The sequence below is a fragment of the Mesorhizobium sp. HAY1-8B genome (genome assembly GCF_056868045.1).
Genome location: NZ_CP200321.1, coordinates 3,992,439 through 4,013,218, shown reverse-complemented (window position 1 = coordinate 4,013,218; position 20,780 = coordinate 3,992,439). Strand labels below are relative to the sequence as shown.

At 61.8% G+C, this 20,780-nt stretch carries 18 protein-coding genes and 2 tRNA genes; 9 read left to right on the top strand and 11 right to left on the bottom strand.

From position 1 onward, the window contains the following. Positions 1–5 precede the first annotated feature (5 nt). The 3 genes from AC1VON_RS18940 (at position 6) to AC1VON_RS18930 (ending at position 2,946) form a co-directional block, all read left to right on the top strand. Entirely contained in the window at positions 6–1,046 is a 1,041-nt protein-coding gene (locus tag AC1VON_RS18940) for a sugar ABC transporter substrate-binding protein (RefSeq protein ID WP_483124512.1), read from the top strand. Between the two features lie 120 nt (positions 1,047–1,166). Next, positions 1,167–2,162, top strand: coding sequence for an ABC transporter permease (locus AC1VON_RS18935; protein ID WP_065005129.1), 996 nt, complete (start codon positions 1,167–1,169; stop codon positions 2,160–2,162). Between the two features lie 13 nt (positions 2,163–2,175). Next, complete coding sequence (locus AC1VON_RS18930) at positions 2,176–2,946, top strand: SDR family oxidoreductase (protein WP_172350834.1); 771 nt, start codon at positions 2,176–2,178, stop codon at positions 2,944–2,946. 65 nt (positions 2,947–3,011) lie between these two features. On the opposite strand, the gene AC1VON_RS18925 is transcribed toward AC1VON_RS18930, so the two are convergent. Together AC1VON_RS18925 and AC1VON_RS18920 are read right to left on the bottom strand one after the other, a co-directional pair. Continuing rightward, positions 3,012–3,785, bottom strand: a complete 774-nt coding sequence (locus AC1VON_RS18925; RefSeq protein ID WP_172350835.1) for a hypothetical protein — start codon at positions 3,783–3,785, stop codon at positions 3,012–3,014. A 9-nt stretch (positions 3,786–3,794) separates the two neighbouring features. Then, positions 3,795–3,870 (bottom strand) — tRNA-Val (locus AC1VON_RS18920). Between the two features lie 216 nt (positions 3,871–4,086). Between AC1VON_RS18920 and AC1VON_RS18915 the strand changes: the two genes are divergently transcribed. Then, positions 4,087–4,163, top strand: a tRNA-Asp gene (locus AC1VON_RS18915). A 906-nt stretch (positions 4,164–5,069) separates the two neighbouring features. Here AC1VON_RS18915 and rbsK read toward each other — a convergent pair. Genes rbsK through AC1VON_RS18900 form a run of 3 tightly spaced genes read right to left on the bottom strand, consistent with a single transcriptional unit; the run spans position 5,070 to position 7,566 of the window. Next, on the bottom strand, positions 5,070–6,014 hold the full coding sequence (gene rbsK / locus AC1VON_RS18910; RefSeq protein WP_483124511.1) for a ribokinase: 945 nt from the start codon (positions 6,012–6,014) through the stop codon (positions 5,070–5,072). Position 6,015: 1 nt separating this feature from the next. Beyond that, positions 6,016–6,468: an RbsD/FucU family protein gene (locus AC1VON_RS18905; RefSeq protein WP_483124510.1), complete on the bottom strand. Its 453-nt coding sequence runs from the start codon at positions 6,466–6,468 to the stop codon at positions 6,016–6,018. Between the two features lie 42 nt (positions 6,469–6,510). Beyond that, positions 6,511–7,566: an ABC transporter ATP-binding protein gene (locus tag AC1VON_RS18900; protein WP_172350850.1), complete on the bottom strand. Its 1,056-nt coding sequence runs from the start codon at positions 7,564–7,566 to the stop codon at positions 6,511–6,513. 286 nt (positions 7,567–7,852) lie between these two features. On the opposite strand from AC1VON_RS18900, the gene AC1VON_RS18895 reads away from it, so the two are divergent. From AC1VON_RS18895 to AC1VON_RS18885, 3 genes are all read left to right on the top strand, one after another. Then, entirely contained in the window at positions 7,853–9,520 is a 1,668-nt protein-coding gene (locus AC1VON_RS18895) for an ABC transporter substrate-binding protein (RefSeq protein ID WP_483124509.1), read from the top strand. Between the two features lie 96 nt (positions 9,521–9,616). Next, positions 9,617–10,738 (top strand): carbohydrate ABC transporter permease, encoded by a 1,122-nt coding sequence (locus AC1VON_RS18890; RefSeq protein WP_483124508.1) that lies wholly within the window; start codon positions 9,617–9,619, stop codon positions 10,736–10,738. Positions 10,739–10,749: 11 nt separating this feature from the next. Further along, complete coding sequence (locus AC1VON_RS18885) at positions 10,750–11,667, top strand: carbohydrate ABC transporter permease (protein WP_056562348.1); 918 nt, start codon at positions 10,750–10,752, stop codon at positions 11,665–11,667. Between the two features lie 123 nt (positions 11,668–11,790). Here the strand turns inward: AC1VON_RS18885 and AC1VON_RS18880 are convergent, their stop codons facing one another. After that, positions 11,791–12,534, bottom strand: a complete 744-nt coding sequence (locus AC1VON_RS18880) for a creatininase family protein (RefSeq protein ID WP_483124507.1) — start codon at positions 12,532–12,534, stop codon at positions 11,791–11,793. A 3-nt stretch (positions 12,535–12,537) separates the two neighbouring features. Beyond that, entirely contained in the window at positions 12,538–13,164 is a 627-nt protein-coding gene (locus AC1VON_RS18875; RefSeq protein WP_172350854.1) for an SIS domain-containing protein, read from the bottom strand. 104 nt (positions 13,165–13,268) lie between these two features. Between AC1VON_RS18875 and AC1VON_RS18870 the strand changes: the two genes are divergently transcribed. Further along, on the top strand, positions 13,269–14,291 hold the full coding sequence (locus AC1VON_RS18870; RefSeq protein WP_483124506.1) for an aldo/keto reductase: 1,023 nt from the start codon (positions 13,269–13,271) through the stop codon (positions 14,289–14,291). A gap of 88 nt (positions 14,292–14,379) precedes the next feature. Here the strand turns inward: AC1VON_RS18870 and AC1VON_RS18865 are convergent, their stop codons facing one another. The 4 genes from AC1VON_RS18865 to clpP form a co-directional block, all read right to left on the bottom strand. Beyond that, complete coding sequence (locus AC1VON_RS18865; protein WP_006201846.1) at positions 14,380–14,652, bottom strand: HU family DNA-binding protein; 273 nt, start codon at positions 14,650–14,652, stop codon at positions 14,380–14,382. A gap of 299 nt (positions 14,653–14,951) precedes the next feature. Beyond that, complete coding sequence (lon, locus tag AC1VON_RS18860) at positions 14,952–17,363, bottom strand: endopeptidase La (protein WP_140767873.1); 2,412 nt, start codon at positions 17,361–17,363, stop codon at positions 14,952–14,954. A gap of 273 nt (positions 17,364–17,636) precedes the next feature. Beyond that, positions 17,637–18,911 carry an ATP-dependent Clp protease ATP-binding subunit ClpX gene (gene clpX, locus AC1VON_RS18855; protein WP_023759839.1) on the bottom strand — a complete coding sequence of 425 codons (1,275 nt, stop codon included), beginning with the start codon at positions 18,909–18,911 and terminating at the stop codon, positions 17,637–17,639. 295 nt (positions 18,912–19,206) lie between these two features. Next, positions 19,207–19,836, bottom strand: a complete 630-nt coding sequence (gene clpP, locus AC1VON_RS18850; protein WP_056562366.1) for an ATP-dependent Clp endopeptidase proteolytic subunit ClpP — start codon at positions 19,834–19,836, stop codon at positions 19,207–19,209. Between the two features lie 341 nt (positions 19,837–20,177). Between clpP and AC1VON_RS18845 the strand changes: the two genes are divergently transcribed. After that, entirely contained in the window at positions 20,178–20,768 is a 591-nt protein-coding gene (locus AC1VON_RS18845; protein ID WP_483124505.1) for a hypothetical protein, read from the top strand. Positions 20,769–20,780: the final 12 nt, after the last annotated feature.

The window sequence follows — 20,780 nt, the reverse complement described above, 5'->3', positions numbered from 1 at the left end:
ACGACATGAAGCGAATACTTCTTGCTGTCTTCGGTATCCTGGCACTGGCCTTTGCCACGCTCACGCCGGCATTCGCCCAGTCCAAGGGGACCGTCTACTATATGGTGCCGACATTGCTGGACGAGTTCCAGACCGGCTCGGTGACCGCGCTGGAGCTGTTCCTGAAACAGGTCGGCTACGAGATGAAGACGCTGAACGCCGACAACAAGACCGACGCCCAGCAATCGCAGATGAACGACGTCATCGCGCTGAAGCCAAAGGCGATCATCCTGGCGGCGGTCGATTTCAACGCTCTGAAGCCGTCCATCGAGGCCGCACGCGCCGCCGGCATCCCGGTGGTCGAGTTCGACCGCCAGATCACGTCGACACCTTCCGACTTCACCTCGGTGGCGGGTACCGTCGAGATCGGCCATATCGCCGCCGACCAGGCGCAGAAGCTGTTGAAGGCGAAGAACGGATCGGTGAAGGGCAAGGTGCTACAGGTGCTCGGCGATCCTGGCGATCCCTACACGCTCGACATCCAGAAGGGTTTCGAGGAGAAGATGAAGGCGTTCCCCGACGTCAAAATCATCTCGCTGCCGGCCATGCAGTGGGAAGCCAGCAATGCCGGCACCATCGTCGCCGACCAGATGCTGGCCAACCCCGACATCGACCTGATCTTCAGCCATGCCGCGCATCTCTCGGTCGCCGCCGTCGCGTCGCTCGAAGCCGCCGGCAAAAAGCCGGGCGACGTCATGCTGATGAGCTCGAATGGCGCGCCGGTCGGCCTCGACCTGATCCGCAAGGGTTGGCTCAACGTCGAAGTCGAGCAGCCGCTCTACGCGCAGGCCGCGGCCGTCGCCATGTTCATGGACAAGGTCGCCAACAAGCAGGAGATCAAGCCCGGCGACTACGACGTGCTGGGCCTGAAATCGACCGTGACCAAAGAAGCGTGGGGGCCGAACATCAAGATCCCGGGTGCCGCCATCACCAAGGAAAACGTCGACAATCCGGCCTTCTGGGGCAACCAGAAGGCGCCGACGGATACCGTCAAACCGGTCGAATAGGCCGGTCGCATAAGGTGCTCCGGACCAAAGTGGTCCGGAGCCGCTTCTCCGCAACATCAATCCGCGCAAGATCGTCACCGAAATCGATTTTCGGGGTTCATGCGCCAGCCGGATCAGCTCATGAACCCCCGCACCCGCCAAGCCCTGGAGTTCGTTCTCGACAACCTTGTCTGGTTCATGCTGGTCTTCGTGCTGGTGGTCTTCTCCATCTTCATCCCGAACTATTTCCAGCTCGGCATCTTCGCCAACATCATCGAGGCTTCGAGCGTGCTCGGCGTCATGTCGATCGGCCTGGCGCTGGTCATCATCGCCGGGCACATGGACCTGTCGGTCGAATCCGTCGCGGCGCTCAGCGCCATGGCGGTGGGCATCCTGTTCTGCTCGTCCGGCATCGGCCTCGGCATCCAATTGCACCCCGAATGGCTGATGGTTCCGGTGTCGCTGCTGCTGGCTCTGGCCGTCGGCGGTCTGATCGGCGCCTTCAACGGGTTTCTGGTCGTCAAGGTCAAGATGAGCGCCTTCATCATCACGCTGGCGTCCTACATCTGGGTGCGCGGCCTGGTGCTGGTCATTTCGGGCGGCCGCTCGGCTCAGGATTTGGCACCCGCCATCCGCTGGTTCGGCATCCAGCGGCTGATCGGCCTGCCGCTGACCGCCTGGATCGCCATCGCCTGTTTCGTCGTCTTCTCGCTGATCATGGCCAAGACGCCGTTCGGCCGGCACCTCGTGATGATCGGCGGCAACGAGACGGCGACCTTCCGCGCCGGCATCCGGGTCAACCGAAACCTCATCATCGCCTTCGTGCTTGCCGGCGCCATCGCTGGCCTTGCCGGCTGGCTGCTGGCGATCCGCACCTCGGGCGCCACCGCAAATCTCGGCGTCGGGCTGCTGTTCAACGCCTTTGCCGCGGTCGTCATCGGCGGCGTCAGCCTGAAAGGCGGCGTCGGCACCTTGCCCGGCGTCTATGCCGGCGTGCTCCTGCTCTCGGCCATCAACACGGCGATCAACCTGATGGGACTGCCGGCCAACTTCACCCAGGTCATCCACGGCCTGCTGGTGCTGGCCGCGGTGCTGCTCGACGCATTCAAGCAAACCATTCGCCAAAGACTCGCATGACAGGACGGCTCGCATGACCGGAAGACTGAAGGACAAGGTGGCGCTGATCGTCGGCAGCGCGCGCGGCATCGGCAAGGGAATCGCGCTTCGCTTCGCCGAAGAAGGCGCAAGTCTGGTCCTCGCCGACACCGAGGCCGAGGCCGGGCAAGCGACAGCCGACGAACTGGGCGTGCCCTTCATCCGCACCGACATCTCGCAAATGGCCGACGCGGAGGCCGCGGTGGCACTGGCGCTGAAGCGTCACGGCCGCCTCGATATCATCGTGCAGAATGCCGGTATCTATCCCTGGCAGTTGATCGAAAACACCAGCGCTGACGACTGGGACCGCGTGATGGCCGTCAATCTGCGCGGCACGTTCAATGCCAGCCGCGCGGCACTGGTGCCAATGAAGGCGCAGCGCTCCGGGCGCATGCTCTACACCTCCTCCATCACCGGCCCGCACGTGACCAGTCCCGGCCATGGCCATTATTCGGCCAGCAAGGCGGGCATCAACGGCTTCATCCGGGCGGCGGCGCTGGAATTCTCCGGCTACGGCATCACCGTCAACGGCGTCGAGCCCGGCAACATCCTCACAGAGGCCATCCAGCAGCATCGCGGCGCCGCCTATATCAAGAACATGGAGGATTCCATCCCGCTCGGCCGCCTCGGCAGCCCGCGCGACGTCGCCAATGCCTTCCTGTTCCTGGCCTCGGACGATGCCAGCTACATCACCGGCACGACCATCGTCGTCGACGGCGGGCAGTTGCTGCCCGAGGGCAAGGATTTCCGGATGGCGCCGCCGTGATTCCGTAAACCTGCGAGGGAAAGTCGCCGCTCTTTCCGTCGCCGCTCCGCGGCTTCCTGCAAGGCTTACCGAAACCAGTTGAACAGTTGTTCGAGCATTCCGGGCGGTTCCAGCGAGAACACGGCGCGAAATGTCGTCGGCCGATCGCTGGAAAATGCCGATGCAAGCGGGCGAGAATAGGATGCCGTCCGTCCGTCATCCGATATCGTGCCACTTGTCTCGATGATGCGCGGAGCCGTCACCGTCCATGCAATATGCCTGCCTGACATCTTCGCCAATATGAGGGTCTGCAGCCCTTGCGCCATCGGATCGTCGGCATACTTGTCGGTTGGCTTGAGACTGGGGAAATTGACGACGAATTCGTAATTGTCCCCTACTCGATTGAGCTGCACGCCTTGCTTCTTGTCTCCTCCGACACTGGCGTTCGAAAGAGCCGCAACGAGATCGTCTGTCTTGCCGGAGAAAAACAGCGAGCAGACCTCATCGCGGCCCTCGGTTTTCTGCTCGGCGGTTCCGGTTATGCCCGGCGACGACAACAGCTTGTCGGAACTGCACCATTTGCCGTTCGCGTTCTTGGCCATCGCCAGTAGCGAAGCATCCACCGCTATCCGGATATTGGCCGTCGCGGTCCCATCGCGCCGGAATGCCAGATCCTGCTTCATGTCGAAGCAGCCCGCCACCAACAGACATCCGACCAGCGAGACCACGATGTTGCGACGAACAGGGAATATCCAAAAACGCATCACATCTACGTTCAAAACTTGGCTCGGTGTCTCTTTTCGCGGCACCCTTCGCAAAAAGCGGCCAGCCGACGATGCGAAATAACCTATAAAAACCATAAGACTATTTGGTGGGCGATGACGGACTCGAACCGCCGACATCTTCGGTGTAAACGAAGCGCTCTACCAACTGAGCTAATCGCCCGCTCCGGCGCGACCTTTAAGCGGTCGGGACCGGGTTCGCAAGGCCAAATGAACAGCCGACGCCGTGTTCGCACGCCGGATTTGTCCACAGAATGGGGGCTGTCAAAAAACCTTCTCCAGTTTGTGTTTATGATGGTTTGGTGCGCTTGACACCCGGAGGCGAACCCCTTATCCACCGCCCCAACGACGAACACGGCTGACACGTGCTCGTCAATGCGCGGGTGTAGCTCAGTTGGTTAGAGTGCCGGCCTGTCACGCCGGAGGTCGCGGGTTCGAGCCCCGTCACTCGCGCCAAGTCTTTTCAAGGACTTGGCCTTTGTCGCGCATAAGAAGTTTCAATTTTTCCTGCCGCCTGGCGTCCTCCTTTAGGGCCGGGGCCGAAGGTCGAGAGCGGAAGATTGAAGCCTCGTCGAGAGGCTCAACCGCAAGGCGGACCGAGGCACCCGAAGTCGATTGTCATTTGCAGCGGTGCGGCTCATAGCGTCTCCCCCAATTCGAAAAACTCCCGTCGTACCAGATAAGCATTGGGCTGATGGCCTGGACTCCAATCCATCTTTGCAAGACGTCCGGCGCCATTCCCTAAATTGCACACATTTACATTAGCAATCCCTCAACTAACTGGGACGACCATACTCCACGTTGGGTCGACAGTTGGGTGTTGCGATGCAAAGTGACTTTGCAGCGGCGCGCGAGCTGCTCGAATGCGCGCAAAACCGCCTATCCGGAAATGACGAAACAAGCCGGAGTGTCCGCGCGATGCTTGACGTCCTGATTGAAGAGATCGCAGCCGCGGAATTTCAGAAGGCGCCCTTGACGATCATCCCATTTCCGCGAACGCGACCGCCGCGGTAGTCAGGAGCCCAGGTCCTTCCCTTCGAGGGGATTGTCGGGATGCAGCCAAATCAGGAAAGCGGCGTTGGCAGCCACCCATTCCCGCGCCAGGAGGGATATAGCCCAGTTCGATCACCCTGTGTGCTGGCCTTGCCTCCATCAGGCAAAGCCAGCCAACAGCCCCTGCGGCGGTTCGTAATGTCAGAAATGTGCGCGATTGGTCGCTAAGCAGGCCGCCGACAATTTCTTAGTCATGGACTTGCGGCGGTTGTGGTTGGCATCATGGGCCGCGCGAGCAGAAGGTGTTGGTCGGCGCTTCTCTCGCGCACGGCTGGCGGCAATGACAACGGTCGATCGGCGAAACCGATCCTAGCTTCCGGCCAGCAGCGCCTCGACCTCGCGCAGTGTCGGCATCGATGGCGCCGTCCCCGGCCGCGTCACCGAAATGCCGGCGACCGCGCAGGCAAAGCGCACCGCTTGCACCGGCTCCACGCCTCGCGAAAGCGCTGCGGCGAAGCCGCCGTTGAAGGCATCTCCGGCTCCCGTGGTTTCGACCACCGGCCCGGCGCTGATGGCGGGGACATGCTCGGAGCGGTCCTTGGTGTGCAGCAGTGCGCCCTTGTCACCGAGCGTGACGATGACGGTGCCGACGCCCTTTTCGAGCAGCTTGCCGGCGGCGGCCCGGGCGTCATCGACCGAGGAGACTTTCAGCCCTGTCAATTCCTCCGTCTCGGTCTCGTTCGGCGTGAGATAATCGCAGAGCATGTAGATGCGGTCGGGGAGCGTGGCCGCGGGAGCGGGGTTGAGGATGGTCGTCACCCCTGCCCCGCGCGCGATCTCCAGCGCCCTCAGCGCCGCGTCGATCGGCTGTTCGAGCTGCGTGACAAAGACGCCGGCCCCGCCGATCAGATCGGCATTGGCCTCGATATCGGCCGGCGAAATCAGCATAGCCGCACCAGGGCTGACGATGATGGCGTTGTTGCCGCTTCCCTCCTCGACGAAGATGTAGGCGGCGCCGGTGTAGCTATCCGGCGTATCGATGACGGCGCTTTTCACGCCGGCATCCTTCCAGGTCCGCTTGGCCATGTCTGCGAAGGCATCGACGCCAAGCCGGGTCAGGAAGGTGATATCGGCACCGAGCTTGCCGGCGGCCACCGCCTGGTTCGAACCCTTGCCGCCCGGCCCGAGCTTGAAAGAATTGCCGAGGATCGTTTCGCCCATGCGCGGCTGGCGATCGGCGCGATAGGCGGTATCGGCGACGAAGACGCCCAGGACGACGACAGGTTTCATGACGACAGGCTTGCCGGAGGCCATGCTATGCCGCGTCCGGCGGCACGACGCCCTTGCGGAAGGCGAAGCAGCCGTAGAAGCGGCGCTCGCCGGTCTGGATGACGCAATAGGCCCGTTTGGCGCGCTCATAGAAGGCGTAGCGCTCGACCGGGAGCATCGGCCAAGACTTGCCCTCGGCCGCGTCGATTTCCTTTTGCACTTCCTTCTGCACGGGCGGAATCTCGTCCGGCTTGCCGACGATCTCCATGCGCGCCGCGGAGTTGTCGACGAACGTATCCAGCGGGTAGAGCGACAGCACCGCCTTAACCACTTGCGCCGCCGGGGCATCGATGCGCAACAGCCGGCCGAGCGTCGTCTGGCGCGCCACCGAATCGGACGGGAAATTGGTGTCGGCGATGATCAGGTCGTCGCCATGTCCCATCGCCCGCAATGCCTGCAGCACGTCGGCATTGAGCAACGGATGGATCCCTTTGAGCATGATGGTCCTCGTGAAGTCCGTTTGAGATCAGAGACGTTGAGATCAGAGACGCTGGCCGGTCTCGGCGTCGAACAGGTGGATATGGTCGAGCCTGGGCCGGAGCTTGAGCGTGTCGCCAGGCTTGAAGTCGTGGCGCTCGCGAAACAATGCCACCATCTCACCGTCGCCGAAGCGCAGGAACACCAGCGTTTCGGACCCGGTCGGCTCGACCACCGAAATCTTCGCCGGGACGCCATCGGGATGGATCTCGAGATGCTCCGGGCGCACGCCATAGACGACAGCCTGCCCGTCCCGCGCGGCATTGTCGCCAATCGGGAACAATGTACCTGATATGTCGACACCGGGCTTGTCGCCCTTGCGCAAAACACCCTTGAGCAAGTTCATCGAAGGTGAGCCGATAAAACCGGCGACGAACAAATTGGCTGGCCGGTCGAACAGCTCCAGTGGCGCGCCGATCTGCTCGATGCGGCCGTCGCGCATGACGACGATCTTGTCGGCCATCGTCATCGCCTCGATCTGGTCGTGGGTGACGTAGATGGTGGTGGTTTTCAGCCGCTGGTGGAGTTCCTTGATCTCGGTGCGCATCTGCACGCGCAGCTTGGCATCGAGGTTCGAGAGCGGCTCATCGAAGAGGAACACTTGCGGATTGCGCACGATGGCACGCCCCATCGCCACGCGTTGACGCTGGCCGCCCGAGAGCTGCCGGGGATAGCGCTTGAGATAGGGATTGAGATCCAGGATATCGGCGGCGCGCTTGACCCGCTCGGCGACCACGGCCGGATCGGTCTTCCGCAGCTTGAGGGCAAAGGCCATGTTCTGCTCCACCGTCTTGTGCGGATAGAGCGCGTAGTTCTGGAACACCATGGCGATGTCGCGTTTTGCGGGCGGCAGATGATTGACGACACGGTCACCGATGGCGATCGTGCCGCCGGAAACGGTCTCCAGCCCGGCCACCATTCTCAGCAGCGTGGACTTGCCGCAACCTGAAGGACCGACCAGCACGACGAACTGTCCGTCAGCGATGTCGACGCTGACTTCGTGCAGAACCTTGACGGTTCCAAACGCCTTGGCCACCTTGCTGATCGCGACTTGAGCCATATCTCCCCCATCGGCTCCACTGGCCGTAGGCGCAGAAGCTAACCAACGCGACCTGCCAGGGCAAGTCGGTCTCTTATAGATAAAAACCTGTTCTCGTTGACACGGCGTTTGGTTGTGAGAATAGTGGCAGGCGCTGGTCCAAATGTCGGTAACGATCCGCAGGGAATTTCAATCGACGCAGGGTGGGGTCCTGCCTAATTCGTTGCCCAGCCGGGAGCACAGTCGTGCTCCAGCGTCCGACAGGTGGCCACATCCATTCACACTGATATTCTGGGAGGAATAGTCGATGAGAACAGGTCTTTACGACAAACTGGTCCGCGCTGGCGCCACAAGGCGCGACATATTGAAGGGTGCGGCCAGCATGGCCGCGATCGCGGCGGCATCCGGCGCTGGGCTCGGCGCGCTGACGCGTCCGGCCTCCGCTGCAAGCGAGCTTCGCTCGAAGATCCTGCAGATTCCCGGCGTTGGCAAAGGCCAGCCGACCGATGCCGATTTCCAGAAGGTCGGCGAGCTCTGCCTCGAGGCGACCAAGGCCAATGTCAAGGAAGGTGAATTCGCCGGCGTTGAGCTGACCTTCATGGGCCTCAACAACCAGAACCTGCACAATGTGCTGTTCCGCGGCTTCCTGAAGCCATGGGAAGCCTATACCGGCGCCAAGATCAGCTGGATCGACCTGGCGCAGGCCGACTACAACGCCCGCCTGCAGCAGTCGATCGCCACCGGCACCGTCGACTTCGACATTATCGAGATGGGCGCCCCCTTCGAAGGCGACGTCTGCGGCAAGGGCCTGACCTCGGAAATGCCCGACTGGGTCAAGAAGCAGATCGATTTCGACGATCTGGTCAATTATCTGAAGCCGCCGGTCGGCACCTGGGATGGCAAGCAGTATCGCGTGACCATCGACGGCGACACGCACAATTTCAACTACCGCACCGACGTGTTCGCCAATGCCGACCTCGCCAAGCAGTGGAAGGACGGCGGCGGTGAAGGCGAATGGGGCGTGCCGAAGACCTGGCAACAGGTGCAGGCCGTGACCAAGTTCCTCAAGGGCAAGAAATTCAAGGGCCAGGACGTCTACGGCTACCTCGATGCGCCCAAGCCCTGGGGCGGTTTCGGGTTCTACTTCCTCGGCAGCCGCGCCACCGCCTATGCCAAGCATCCCGACGACAAGGCCTGGCTGTTCGACGCCGACACGATGAAGCCGCGCGTCAACAATCCGGCCTGGGTGCGCGCCATTCAGGACGTGATCGACGCCCTGCCCTCCGAACCGGCCGACCAGATCAATGCCGATCCGAACACCACCGCCTTCCAGCAGTTCCTGGCCGGCACCGGCTCGATGATCCCCTGGTGGGGCGATGTCGGCTCGAACGTGAAGACCAATGATTCCTCTGTCATCGGCGACGTCACCGGCTTCTCGATCCTGCCGGGCTCGGACGACGTCTACAACTCCAAGACCGGCAAATGGGAGAAGCTCGCCAGCGGGCCGAACTATTCGCCGAACTGCGCCTACCTCGGCTGGGGCGTCTACGTGATGGCCCGTGTCGACAGCGACGAGAAGAAGAAGAAAGCGGCATGGTCCGCCGCCGCCCATCTCGGCGGCAAGGACCTGTCGATCTGGACGGCGATGTATCCGTCCGGCTTCCAGCCCTACCGCAATTCCCATTTCGACATTCCGGAATGGGTGGCGGCTGGCTACGACGAGGCCTTCATCACCTCGTACCTCAAGTCGGAAGGCGACAGCTACAACCATCCGAACGCGGCAATCGAGCCACGCATCCCCGGCATCTTCCAGTATTATTCCGCCGCCGAGGACATCCTGGCCAACACCTTCGCGGGCAAGATGAAGGCGCAGGAAGGCGCCGACGCCATTGCCGCGGCCTGGGAAAAGCTGACCGACCAGATCGGCCGCGAAAAGCAGATCAAGCTCTACAAGGCATCGCTCGGCATGGCCTGATCGGAGCCTGAAACCGGGTCCGGCGACGAGAGCCGCCGGACCCTGTCTTGACCGGTACGCCGGTCGCGAAGTGCCTTCTGCAACCGGACGAGACGCTTGGCTGACCAGATTTTGCCCACCAATGATTGGCCGGCAAACGCCGTCCCATCCGACCTGATCCCGCCAGGCCGCAAACGCCTTGGCTGGGCGCTGATGGCGCTGGTCACGCTCGGCCTCCTGGCAACGATCCTGGTACAGGTCCTCCACAAGAGCGAAGTCGACACGATCGGCTTCGAGACATGGCGTCCCGTCGTCTACGCCTATGTGCTATGGGGCGTGGCGCTCGGCATCGGCCAGGTGCTGACGCGCGGCGAGGACGGGCAGCGCGCGCTGTTCCTGTTGCCGGCGCTGCTGTTCACCATCGCCATGGTGATCTTCCCGACGCTGTTCGGCTTCTACATCGCACTCACCGACTGGAACCTCTCCTCCTTCAGTGGCCGCAGGTTCAACGGGCTCGACAATTTCTGGCAGATGCTTGGCGACCCCTACTACCGCAATGCACTGTTCAACATGGTGCTCTATGTGCTGGCGGTGCTGGTCGAATATGTCATCGCCTTCGGCCTGGCGCTGTTGCTCAACGCACAGATCCGGGCGCGAAAGTTCTTCCGCGTCGTCTTCCTGATGCCGCTGATGCTGTCGCCGGTCGCGGTATCCTGGATGATCGGCAAATCGCTGATGGAATACCGGTTCGGGCCGGCGGCGACGCTGGCGCGCCATCTCGGCTGGGATAATCCCGCCTTCTTCTCCGATCCGATCACCGCGCGCATCTCGATCATGCTGCTCGACGCCTGGACCTTCATTCCCTTCATGATGATCATGCTGCTGGCCGGCCTGCAGGCCATGTCGCGCGAGGTGCTGGAGGCGGCGCGCGTCGACGGCGCGACCGCATGGCAGACCTTCTGGCAGGTCACCTTCCCGCTGATGCTGCCGGTCTCGGTGACGGCCGTGATCCTGCGCATCATCTTCAAGCTGAAGCTCGCCGACATCATCATCACAGTGACATCAGGCGGCCCGGGCGGCGCGACCGATTCCGTGTCGAGCTTCATCTATCGGGAATACCGCGACCGCTCGAATGTCGGCTACGGCACCATGCTGGCAATGGCCTACCTCGTCATCATCGTGGTGTTCGTGACCTGGCTGCTGAAGCTCGCCAACCGCTTCGTGCGCAACGTCAACTGAGTGGCCGGATCATGAGCGTTCAGACCACCGACTATACCGTCTCCGAAATCCGCTCTCCGGCGAGCTTCATCACCAGCCGCGTCTTCATCTATGGGGCTCTCGTCTTCTGGGCCTTCATCTGCCTGTTCCCGATCTACTGGACGATAACGACCTCGTTCAAATCGGCGGTCGACGTCACGCAAGGCCATCTCATCCCCTTCGTCGACTTCTGGCCGGACTGGAAGGGCTGGCGATCGCTCGGCCTGTCGCCGGATTCGATCTTCCAGACCTCCACGGTGCGCGATGAGTTCTTCAAGCGATTCATGAACTCGGTCATCACTTCGGTCGGCGCATCGAGCCTCGCCATCGTCATCGGCAGCCTCGCCGCCTATGGCCTGACGCGCTACCGCTACAAATTCGCCTGGTTCAGGAACGAGGATATCTCCTTCTTCTTCCTGTCGCAGCTGATCCTGCCGCCCGTGGTGCTCGCCCTGCCCTTCCTGGTGCTCTACCGGGAGGTCGGCCTGCTCGACACGCGCGTCGGGCTGATCTTGCTCTACACCCTGATGGTGCTGCCGATCGTCATCTGGATCATGCGCGACCAGTTCAACTCCATTCCCGTCGAGTTGGAGGAAGCGGCCCTCGTCGATGGCCTGTCGATCTGGGGCGCGTTTTTCCGCATCGTCATGCCGATCGCGCTGCCAGGCATGGTCGCCGCGTTCATCCTGGCGATGGTGCTATGCTGGAACGAATATTTTTTCGCCGCGCTGCTGACCTCGACCGACGCCAAGACCATTCCGGTCATGGTGGCGAGCCAGACCGGCTCGCAAGGCATCAACTGGTGGTCGATGGCGGCCCTTGCCACCGCGGCCATAGCGCCTCTCGCCGTCATCGGCATCGCGCTGGAGCGCTATCTGATCATGGGCATGACTGCGGGAGCGGTGAAATAAGGCCGTACTGGTTCGTGCGCGATATCCGCGTTGGCCACAAAGGCCATGACCGCTACGGCAAGGGTGCATGCCAATCGCCTGGCAAGGTCGGACTTACCGGGCGGAACGGCTGAAAAACCGCGGTTAAGTCTTCAGGATGGACCGCAGGTGATCCATGATCATGGCAACGCCTTTTTGCCCGAGTTCCGCCGATGCATCCTTGGCGCCCGCCGTATACCAGCCGGTATTGTCGGCGAAGCGGGCGGCATCGACAGCTTCAGGGCATAGTGCCAGCATCAGCGATGTCTCGCCGACGCCGGCATGGTCGAACGGGTACTTGCCGTTCATGGCCGCCGGCATCAACGGATGCACCTGCACCCAGTTGAAGAAGTTTTCCCCCTCGGCATGTCCGGCATAATAGTCAGCCATCGTCTCGGAACCCCACCAGCCCTCGCCGCGCTGCTTTTCGAGAAAACGGAAGATCGCCTGACGGCCGGCGGTCTTGAAGGCGAGATCGGTCGGCATGCCGGCGGCAAAGTTCTCGGTCTGGTGATGGACGATGGCGTGGATGTTGCGGAAGCCGATGCGCAGCAGGCTGTAGAACAGCTCCTCGCCGAATGGGGCCAGTTGATTGCCGCCGACCTGCACCGAACCAGTGCCTTCCGGCGGCGCCACCGCGTAACTCGCCGCGCCGTAGTAGAAGGGCGGCAGGATGACGACATCCCTCTCCTGCTCGAACAGCTCCAGCGTCTTGATGACGGCCAGAGTGTCCATGCCGACAGCCATGTGCTCGCCATGGTATTCAAGCACGCCCAGCGGCAGCGCGACCGGCCAATTCTGCGTGATCGCCTTGCGGATCTGGTGCGGCAGCATCAATTCATAACGCATGGTCTATTCCATGTTGGTGTGGCGCGCGCGCATGGCTTGCGGCGACGCACCGGTCAGGGATTTGAGTTTCAGCACCATCACCTCGAACAGCAGAAACAGGGCTCCTTCGAACACCGAGCCCATCGGCAGGACCGAAGTCTTTTGTGGACCCTGGTCATCGGCCATGGTCTGGGCCGGGATGATCAGCGTGGTGTCGGCCAGCCCCGCGGCACTGCCACCGGCCTGGGCGGTCAGCAGCAGATTGGTCGCGCCGGCGTTGCGCGCAACCTGCATCAAGGTCAGCACTGTCGAGGTTTCTCCCGGCCCGGAACTGGACAGGAAAACATCGCCTGGGCCCAGCGGCGGCGTGGTCATGTCCCCGACCACCGAGACAGGCAGACCGAGATGGAAGAGCCGCATGGCGAAACCCTTGACCTGCAACGCCTCGCGGCCGCAGCCATAGACGACGATCTGTCTGGCTTCTGCCAACTGCTTGCAGGCGGCCTCGATGCTGCCTTCATCCACGCGTGCCAACACGCCGCCGAGTTCATCGAGCGCGGTCTTGAACAGGTTTTCGCTCGGGCCGCTCACTGCAAATCCACCCTCGAAATCGTCCGGGATTTTTTTCACGAACAGCTTGATCTGGTTCATGCTAGCAACCGCGAAAATGGGTGTCCAACGCCGCGCAACGCTTTTGCCTGATCACAGGCGTGATAGTGTCATGCCAGACAAATCAACCCGGGAAACTGCAGGACATGAAGACACGGCATTTCGACCGCATCGGCAATGGCGGCATCACCTTTACCGAGCTCGGCTTCGGCACGGCACCGCTCGGCAATCTCTACCGCACCGTTTCGGACGAGGATGCCAATGCCACGCTGGATGCCGCCTGGGCGACCGGCTGCCGCTACTACGACACCGCGCCGCTCTATGGGCTCGGCCTGTCTGAAACGCGCCTCAATCCCTTCCTGCGCGGCAAGAAGCGCGATGACTATGTGCTGTCGAGCAAGGTCGGCCGCCTGATGCGCGCCTGCCCGCCCGAGCAGCGCACGGGCATCGGCAAGTTCTTCGACACGCCGTCGCGCCGCGAGGTGTACGATTACAGCTATGACGGCGTGATGCGCTCTTTCGAGGCCTCGCTCGAGCGGCTTGGCGTCGACCGGATAGACATACTGTTCGTGCATGATGTCGACATCTTCACCCATGGCAGCAAGGAGGCGTCCGACCTGCGCATCGAGGAATTCATGCGCTCGGGCTATTACGGGCTGCTTTCGCTGCGCGACCAGGGCGTCATCAAGGCGTTCGGCGGCGGCATCAACGAATGGCAGGTTGCCCAGACGCTGGCCGAGCGCGGCGATTTCGACCTGTTTCTGCTTGCCGGGCGCTACACGCTGCTCGAACAGGAAGCGCTGACATCCTTCCTGCCGCTCTGCCAAAAACGCGGCATCGGCATCGTTCTCGGCGGCCCCTACAATTCCGGGATCCTGGCGACGGGGCCGAAACCCGGCGCCTACTACAATTATTCCGAAGCGCCGAGGGACATTCTCGAACGGGTCGCCAGCATCGAGGCTGTCTGCAAACGCCATGGCGTCAGGCTGATCGAGGCGGCGCTGCAATTTCCGTTGCTGCATCCGTCGGTCGTCTCGGTGATCCCCGGCGGCCAGCGGCCGAGCGAAGTCGAAAGCAACCGGGCGCTGCTCGACGCGAAACTGCCAGCAACCCTTTGGGCCGACCTCAAGAAGGAAGGCCTGATGAGCGCCGATGCGCCGACCGCATAACCGGGGACCATCAGCGCCGGTGTCAGGCCCAAAAAAGAAAAGCCGAGGCAAGCCCGGCTTTTCTGGTCTCTGAAAAAGAAAAACGCGTTTAGTTGACGGCGTCCTTGAGGCCTTTGCCGGCCGAAAACTTCGGCACGGTGCGTGCCGGGATCTTCACTTCAGCGCCGGTCTGGGGGTTGCGGCCAGTCGAGGCCGCACGCTTTGACACGGTGAAATTGCCAAAGCCGACAAGCCGGACATCGCCGCCCTTCTTCAGTTCGCCGGTGATGACGGAAAACACCGCATCGACCGCCGACTGCGCGTCACCCTTCGAAATGCTCGCGGCGTCGGCGACAGCGGACACCAGTTCGTTCTTGTTCATAAAAATTCCCTTCCATGAGAACACCGGAACTAACGACTCATCCGGCAGGAAACGGACTTTAGAAAGAAGCGTTCCCGCAACCAAGTCGAAAAGGCAGGAAAAAGTGGGAAAAAGCCCGGAAATCCGGGGTTTTTCACATGAAAAAGCCGGGCGCGAGGCCCGGCTTTCTGTTTGTGCGCTGCAACTTTAGAAATTTCTAACGCATGGCCCCGAAAACCGTAGCCGGTTTTCGGAAAGGACCATGCGCAAGTCTATAGTGTTAGAGCGTCCTTTACGCGTCCAATCGGACGCGCGGCGCTCTAATGTGCAAGCGACTTTCCAGCATCATCGGCACTGTCGGTCGAGGCCGGCGGATTGACCGGTTCAACCCATTCAATCGGCTCCGGCATACGCACCAGCGCGTGGCGCAACACCTCACCGACGCGTGAGACCGGAATGATCTCCATGCCGTTCTTCACGTTGTCCGGAATCTCCGCCAGATCCTTGGCGTTGTCTTCCGGGATCAGCACCTTCTTGATGCCGCCGCGCAGAGCGGCGAGCAACTTCTCCTTGAGGCCGCCGATCGGCAAGATGCGGCCGCGAAGCGTTATCTCGCCAGTCATCGCCACATCGGCCCGGACCGGAATGCCCGTCAGTACCGACACAATGGCTGTCGCCATGGCAGCACCAGCGGACGGACCGTCCTTCGGCGTGGCGCCTTCCGGCAAGTGCACGTGGATGTCGCGCTTGTCGAACAGCGGCGGCTCGATGCCGAAATCGATGGCCCGCGAGCGGACATAGGAGGCCGCCGCCGAAATCGATTCCTTCATCACGTCGCGCAGGTTGCCCGTCACCGTCATGCGGCCCTTGCCGGGCATCATGACGCCTTCGATCGTCAACAGCTCGCCGCCGACTTCCGTCCAGGCAAGCCCGGTAACGACGCCGACCTGATCATCAGCCTCGACCTGGCCGAAGCGGAAGCGCTGGACACCAAGGTAGTCGGCGAGGTTCGCCGCCGTGATGTTCACCGTCTTCTTCTTCGTCTTCAGGATCTCGGTCACCGCCTTGCGCCCGAGCTTCATCAGCTCGCGCTCCAGGCTCCGGACGCCCGCTTCGCGGGTGTAGGTCTGGATGATGGCGCGGATCGCATCCTCGCCGACGGAGAACTCCTTCGGCTGCAGCGCGTGATCGCGGATCACCTTCGGCATCAGATGCCGCTTGGCGATCTCGATCTTCTCGTCCTCGGTGTAACCGGCGATACGGATGATCTCCATGCGGTCCATCAAGGGCGCAGGGATGTTCAGCGTGTTCGCCGTCGTCACGAACATCACGCTCGACAGGTCATATTCGACCTCGAGGTAATGGTCCATGAACGTCGAGTTCTGTTCGGGGTCGAGCACCTCGAGCAGCGCCGACGACGGATCGCCACGGAAGTCCTGGCCCATCTTGTCGATCTCATCGAGCAGGAAGAGCGGGTTGGACTTCTTCGCCTTCTTCATCGACTGGATGACCTTGCCGGGCATCGAGCCGATATAGGTGCGCCGATGGCCACGGATCTCGGCTTCGTCACGCACGCCGCCGAGCGCCATGCGGATGAATTCGCGACCGGTCGCCTTGGCGATCGACTTGCCGAGCGAGGTCTTGCCGACGCCGGGAGGGCCGACGAGGCACAGGATCGGCCCCTTCAGCTTCTTCTGTCGGCTCTGCACGGCCAGGTACTCGACGATGCGGTCCTTGACCTTGTCGAGGCCGAAGTGATCGGTATCGAGCACGTTCTGGGCATAGGCCAAATCCTGCTTGACCTTGGAGTTCTTGCCCCACGGGATCGACAGCAGCCAATCGAGGTAGTTGCGCACGACGGTCGATTCAGCCGACATCGGCGACATCGTCCTCAGCTTCTTCAACTCGGCTTCCGCCTTTTCGCGGGCTTCCTTGGAGAGCTTGGTCTTCTTGATACGCGCCTCGATCTCGGCAGCCTCGTCGCGGCCGTCCTCGCCTTCGCCGAGTTCCTTCTGGATCGCCTTCATCTGCTCGTTGAGGTAGTATTCGCGCTGCGTCTTCTCCATCTGGCGCTTGACGCGCGAGCGGATGCGCTTCTCCACCTGCAACACGGAGATCTCGGCTTCCATGAAGCCCATCGCCTTTTCCAGCCGCTCCTTGACCGAGAGCGTGGCCAGCATTTCCTGCTTTTCAGGGATCTTGATGGCGAGATGGGAGGCAACCGTATCGGCGAGCTTGGAATAGTCGTCGATCTGGCTGGCGGCACCCACCACTTCAGGCGAGATCTTCTTGTTCAGCTTGACGTAGTTCTCGAAGTCGGTGACGACCGAGCGGGCCAGCGCCTCGACCTCGACCTCTTCCTCCTCCGGCTCGACCAGCGCCGCGGCGCGGGCTTCGTGGAAGTCGGGACGGTCGGTGAAGGAGACGATTTTCGCACGCGAGGCGCCCTCGACCAGAACCTTGACGGTGCCGTCGGGCAGCTTCAGCAATTGCAGCACATTGGCGAGCGTGCCGATGTCGAAGATCGCATCGGGCTCGGGATCGTCATCGGCGGCATTCATCTGGGTGGCAAGCAGGATCTGCTTCTCCTGACCCATCACCTCTTCCAGCGCCTTGATCGACTTTTCGCGCCCGACAAAGAGCGGAACGATCATGTGCGGGAACACCACGATGTCGCGCAGTGGGAGGACTGCGTAGACGCCGTCGCTGGGAGCCTTGGATATTTTGGCCATTGTCCAACCTTTCATGTCGCGGTCGCCATCAGGCCAACCGCGAATCTCATATTAACGACCGGGGATCGTTCCGCCTACCACCGTTTGTGACGGGAGTTTTACAGCACAGAAATCGGGCACCTCGGCCTTCTGGTGTTAGGTGGATGCAGGCGGGGCAAAGATCAAGAGTTAACATCGTCCGCAATCCACTCCATCGCCGAAGTCGCGTGCCCTTCACAGCAAAACGGCGCCGCAACGGCGCCGTTCCATAAAAATATAGGGTGGAGTGCCATGTCAGGCACTGACGTTGCCCTTCTTTTCCTTCTGTTCGGAATAGATATAGAGCGGCCGGGCGCTGCCGGTCACCACTTCCTCCGAAATCACCACTTCGCGCACGCCTTCGAGGGCGGGCAGTTCGAACATGGTGTCGAGCAGGATCGCTTCCATGATCGAACGCAGGCCGCGCGCGCCGGTCTTGCGCTCGATGGCGCGCTTGGCGATCGCCGACAGGGCGTTTTCGTGGAAGGTCAGGTCGACGTTTTCCATCTCGAACAGCCGCTGATACTGCTTGACCAGCGCGTTCTTCGGCTCGGTCAGGATCTGGATCAGCGCCGGCTCGTCGAGGTCCTCCAGCGTCGCCAGAACCGGCAGACGGCCAACGAACTCCGGAATGAGCCCGAACTTCAACAGATCCTCGGGCTCGACCAGGCGGAAGACATCGCCGGTGCGGCGATCCTCGGGCGAGGCAACGATAGCGCCGAAGCCGATCGAGGTCTTGCGGCCGCGATCCGAGATGATCTTGTCCAGCCCGGCGAAGGCGCCGCCGCAGATGAACAGGATGTTGGCGGTGTCGACCTGCAGGAATTCCTGCTGCGGATGCTTCCTGCCGCCCTGCGGCGGCACGGAGGCGACCGTGCCTTCCATGATCTTCAACAGTGCCTGCTGCACGCCCTCGCCCGACACGTCGCGGGTGATCGAGGGATTGTCGGACTTACGCGAAATCTTGTCGATCTCGTCGATGTAGACGATACCGCGCTGGGCGCGCTCGACATTGTAGTCGGCCGACTGCAGCAGCTTCAGGATGATGTTCTCGACGTCCTCGCCCACATAACCGGCTTCGGTCAGCGTCGTCGCATCCGCCATGGTGAAGGGCACGTCGATGATGCGGGCCAGCGTCTGCGCAAGCAGCGTCTTGCCGCAACCGGTCGGACCGATCAGCAGGATGTTGGACTTGGCCAGCTCGACATCGTTGTTCTTGCCGGCATGGGCGAGGCGCTTGTAGTGGTTGTGGACCGCCACCGACAGCACGCGCTTGGCGTAGGGCTGGCCGATGACATAGTCGTCGAGAACCTTGAGGATCTCCTGCGGTGTCGGCACGCCCTCGCGCGACTTCACCATCGAGGTCTTGTTCTCCTCACGGATGATGTCCATGCAGAGCTCGACGCATTCGTCGCAGATGAAGACCGTCGGACCGGCGATCAGCTTGCGCACCTCATGCTGGCTTTTGCCGCAAAACGAGCAATAAAGCGTGTTCTTCGAGTCACCGCTGTTGTTGCCGACCTTGCTCATTTTCCTGTCCTTTCATGGCCGCCCGCCGATGGTCTGGCTGAAAGGGCGCATACCCTATTTATCGCGGGAATCCGCCGCCGCCAGTATCCCGGCTCCCGCAACGTATTCCGTACGAAACACAAATCAGAAAACGTGGCAATGATTCGCAGCAACCCCACACAAAGCTAAGCCGTCGAAAATCAACATAGCCTTAACGTAGGCAATCCCGACCGTCGAGGGAACAGCCAATTGTGGCCGAAATGCCGCAAGAGGCACCAAAAGCGCGTGATGGTGCCATCCAACTGCCACCAAGTCCTTATGCCACAGCGCCTTCGGCCGGTTCGCGCGACGAAATGACCTTGTCGATGAGGCCGAAATCCTTGGCTTCGTCGGCGGTCATGAAATGATCGCGGTCGAGCGTGCGTTCAATCTCTTCGTAGCTCTTGCCGGTGTGCTTGACGTAGACCTCGTTGAGACGGCGCTTCAGCTTGACGATATCCATGGCATGGCGCTCGATGTCGGAGGCCTGCCCCTGGAAGCCGCCGGACGGCTGGTGAACCATGATGCGGGCGTTCGGCGTGGCGAAGCGCATGTCCTTGTGGCCGGCGGTCAGCAGCAGCGAGCCCATCGAGGCCGCCTGGCCGATGCAGAGCGTCGACACGGCCGGCTTGATGAACTGCATGGTGTCGTAGATCGCCATGCCCGAGGTGACGACGCCGCCCGGCGAATTGATGTAAAGATTGATTTCCTTCTTCGGATTCTCGGCTTCAAGGAACAGAAGCTGCGCGCAAACCAGCGTCGCCATGCCGTCCTCGACCGGACCGGTGATGAAAATGATGCGCTCCTTGAGGAGGCGGGAGAAGATGTCGTAGGCCCGCTCGCCGCGATTGGTCTGTTCGACCACCATCGGAACGAGGTTCATGTAGGTTTCGACGGGGTTCTTCATCTGATATCTCTTATCTCGCGGTGGGATTCCGGCGCCGGGAATGCCGGCAGATCGGGCAGAATTGGTTCTGGATCGTTGTTCCGTAGATAGGATGCCGGCTCATCCTTGTGCAAGGCCGACCCGTCCTAGCCATCTGGGTAAGTCGAATCAAGCTTTACGGCCAAGGATTCGTCACGGTGACGGCCTCCAACGCACCATGGCCGCACAACCAAGCCGCCGGCGCGTAGCAATTTCTTAACCGCGTCACTTAACGAAATGCGGCGAAACCGCTTTTCTCCGGGAGCGCTTCCCCTACAATTCAACGTTGAACTTGTGGCTGCGGTTCAAACAGGGGGAGTGTCATGTACAGGAGAAGCGTATCCTTCGCCGCTGCCGGGCTGGCCATGCTCGGCATGACTTCGCAGACGGCAGCCGGCGGCCGCGCCGTGGAATGCTACGAACCGGTCCGCACGCCTGACCTCTACGACACTGTCTATGAAGACGTGATGGTCAGCCCACCGGGCCAGCAGGTCGACTACACCCCGCCCATCTACGGCACGCGCGAACGCGTGGTGATGACCGTTCCGGCACGGGTGACCTACGAGGTCGTGCCCGCCGTCACGCGCACCGTCTATCACACGGTGAGGGTCGATGGCGGCGGCTATTCCTGGGAATGGCGCGTCATCCATGGCCGCAGGGTGCTGTGCAAGATCTGGCACAAGGCACGCTACGAACGCGTCGCCGAGACCGTGGTGATCCAACCTGAACGCACGCGGCGGGTCGTCATTCCAGCGCAATACGACAGCATCGCCGAGGAAGTCCTGGTGCAGCCGGAGCAAAGACGCATCATCGACGTACCCGCGTCTTACCAGACCGTGGCGCGGCGTGTGCTGGTGCGTGAAGGGTCGTCAGGCTGGCGGCGCGTGCATATTCCGAGGCATTGCCAAGATTAGTGGGCATGGCAT

What these genes read in the sequence shown, in the direction of transcription:
- AC1VON_RS18935 (WP_065005129.1), top strand. Translation starts at nt 1,167, where the DNA reads ATGAACCCCCGCACCCGCCAAGCCCTGGAGTTCGTTCTCGACAACCTT.
- clpP (WP_056562366.1), bottom strand. Translation starts at nt 19,836, where the DNA reads ATGAAGAACCCCGTCGAAACCTACATGAACCTCGTTCCGATGGTGGTC.
- AC1VON_RS18885 (WP_056562348.1), top strand. Translation starts at nt 10,750, where the DNA reads ATGAGCGTTCAGACCACCGACTATACCGTCTCCGAAATCCGCTCTCCG.
- AC1VON_RS18870 (WP_483124506.1), top strand. Translation starts at nt 13,269, where the DNA reads ATGAAGACACGGCATTTCGACCGCATCGGCAATGGCGGCATCACCTTT.
- AC1VON_RS18900 (WP_172350850.1), bottom strand. Translation starts at nt 7,566, where the DNA reads ATGGCTCAAGTCGCGATCAGCAAGGTGGCCAAGGCGTTTGGAACCGTC.
- AC1VON_RS18845 (WP_483124505.1), top strand. Translation starts at nt 20,178, where the DNA reads ATGTACAGGAGAAGCGTATCCTTCGCCGCTGCCGGGCTGGCCATGCTC.
- AC1VON_RS18880 (WP_483124507.1), bottom strand. Translation starts at nt 12,534, where the DNA reads ATGCGTTATGAATTGATGCTGCCGCACCAGATCCGCAAGGCGATCACG.
- AC1VON_RS18865 (WP_006201846.1), bottom strand. Translation starts at nt 14,652, where the DNA reads ATGAACAAGAACGAACTGGTGTCCGCTGTCGCCGACGCCGCGAGCATT.
- AC1VON_RS18875 (WP_172350854.1), bottom strand. Translation starts at nt 13,164, where the DNA reads ATGAACCAGATCAAGCTGTTCGTGAAAAAAATCCCGGACGATTTCGAG.
- clpX (WP_023759839.1), bottom strand. Translation starts at nt 18,911, where the DNA reads ATGAGCAAGGTCGGCAACAACAGCGGTGACTCGAAGAACACGCTTTAT.
- lon (WP_140767873.1), bottom strand. Translation starts at nt 17,363, where the DNA reads ATGGCCAAAATATCCAAGGCTCCCAGCGACGGCGTCTACGCAGTCCTC.
- rbsK (WP_483124511.1), bottom strand. Translation starts at nt 6,014, where the DNA reads ATGGCCTCCGGCAAGCCTGTCGTCATGAAACCTGTCGTCGTCCTGGGC.
- AC1VON_RS18895 (WP_483124509.1), top strand. Translation starts at nt 7,853, where the DNA reads ATGAGAACAGGTCTTTACGACAAACTGGTCCGCGCTGGCGCCACAAGG.
- AC1VON_RS18905 (WP_483124510.1), bottom strand. Translation starts at nt 6,468, where the DNA reads ATGCTCAAAGGGATCCATCCGTTGCTCAATGCCGACGTGCTGCAGGCA.
- AC1VON_RS18925 (WP_172350835.1), bottom strand. Translation starts at nt 3,785, where the DNA reads ATGGTTTTTATAGGTTATTTCGCATCGTCGGCTGGCCGCTTTTTGCGA.
- AC1VON_RS18940 (WP_483124512.1), top strand. Translation starts at nt 6, where the DNA reads ATGAAGCGAATACTTCTTGCTGTCTTCGGTATCCTGGCACTGGCCTTT.
- AC1VON_RS18930 (WP_172350834.1), top strand. Translation starts at nt 2,176, where the DNA reads ATGACCGGAAGACTGAAGGACAAGGTGGCGCTGATCGTCGGCAGCGCG.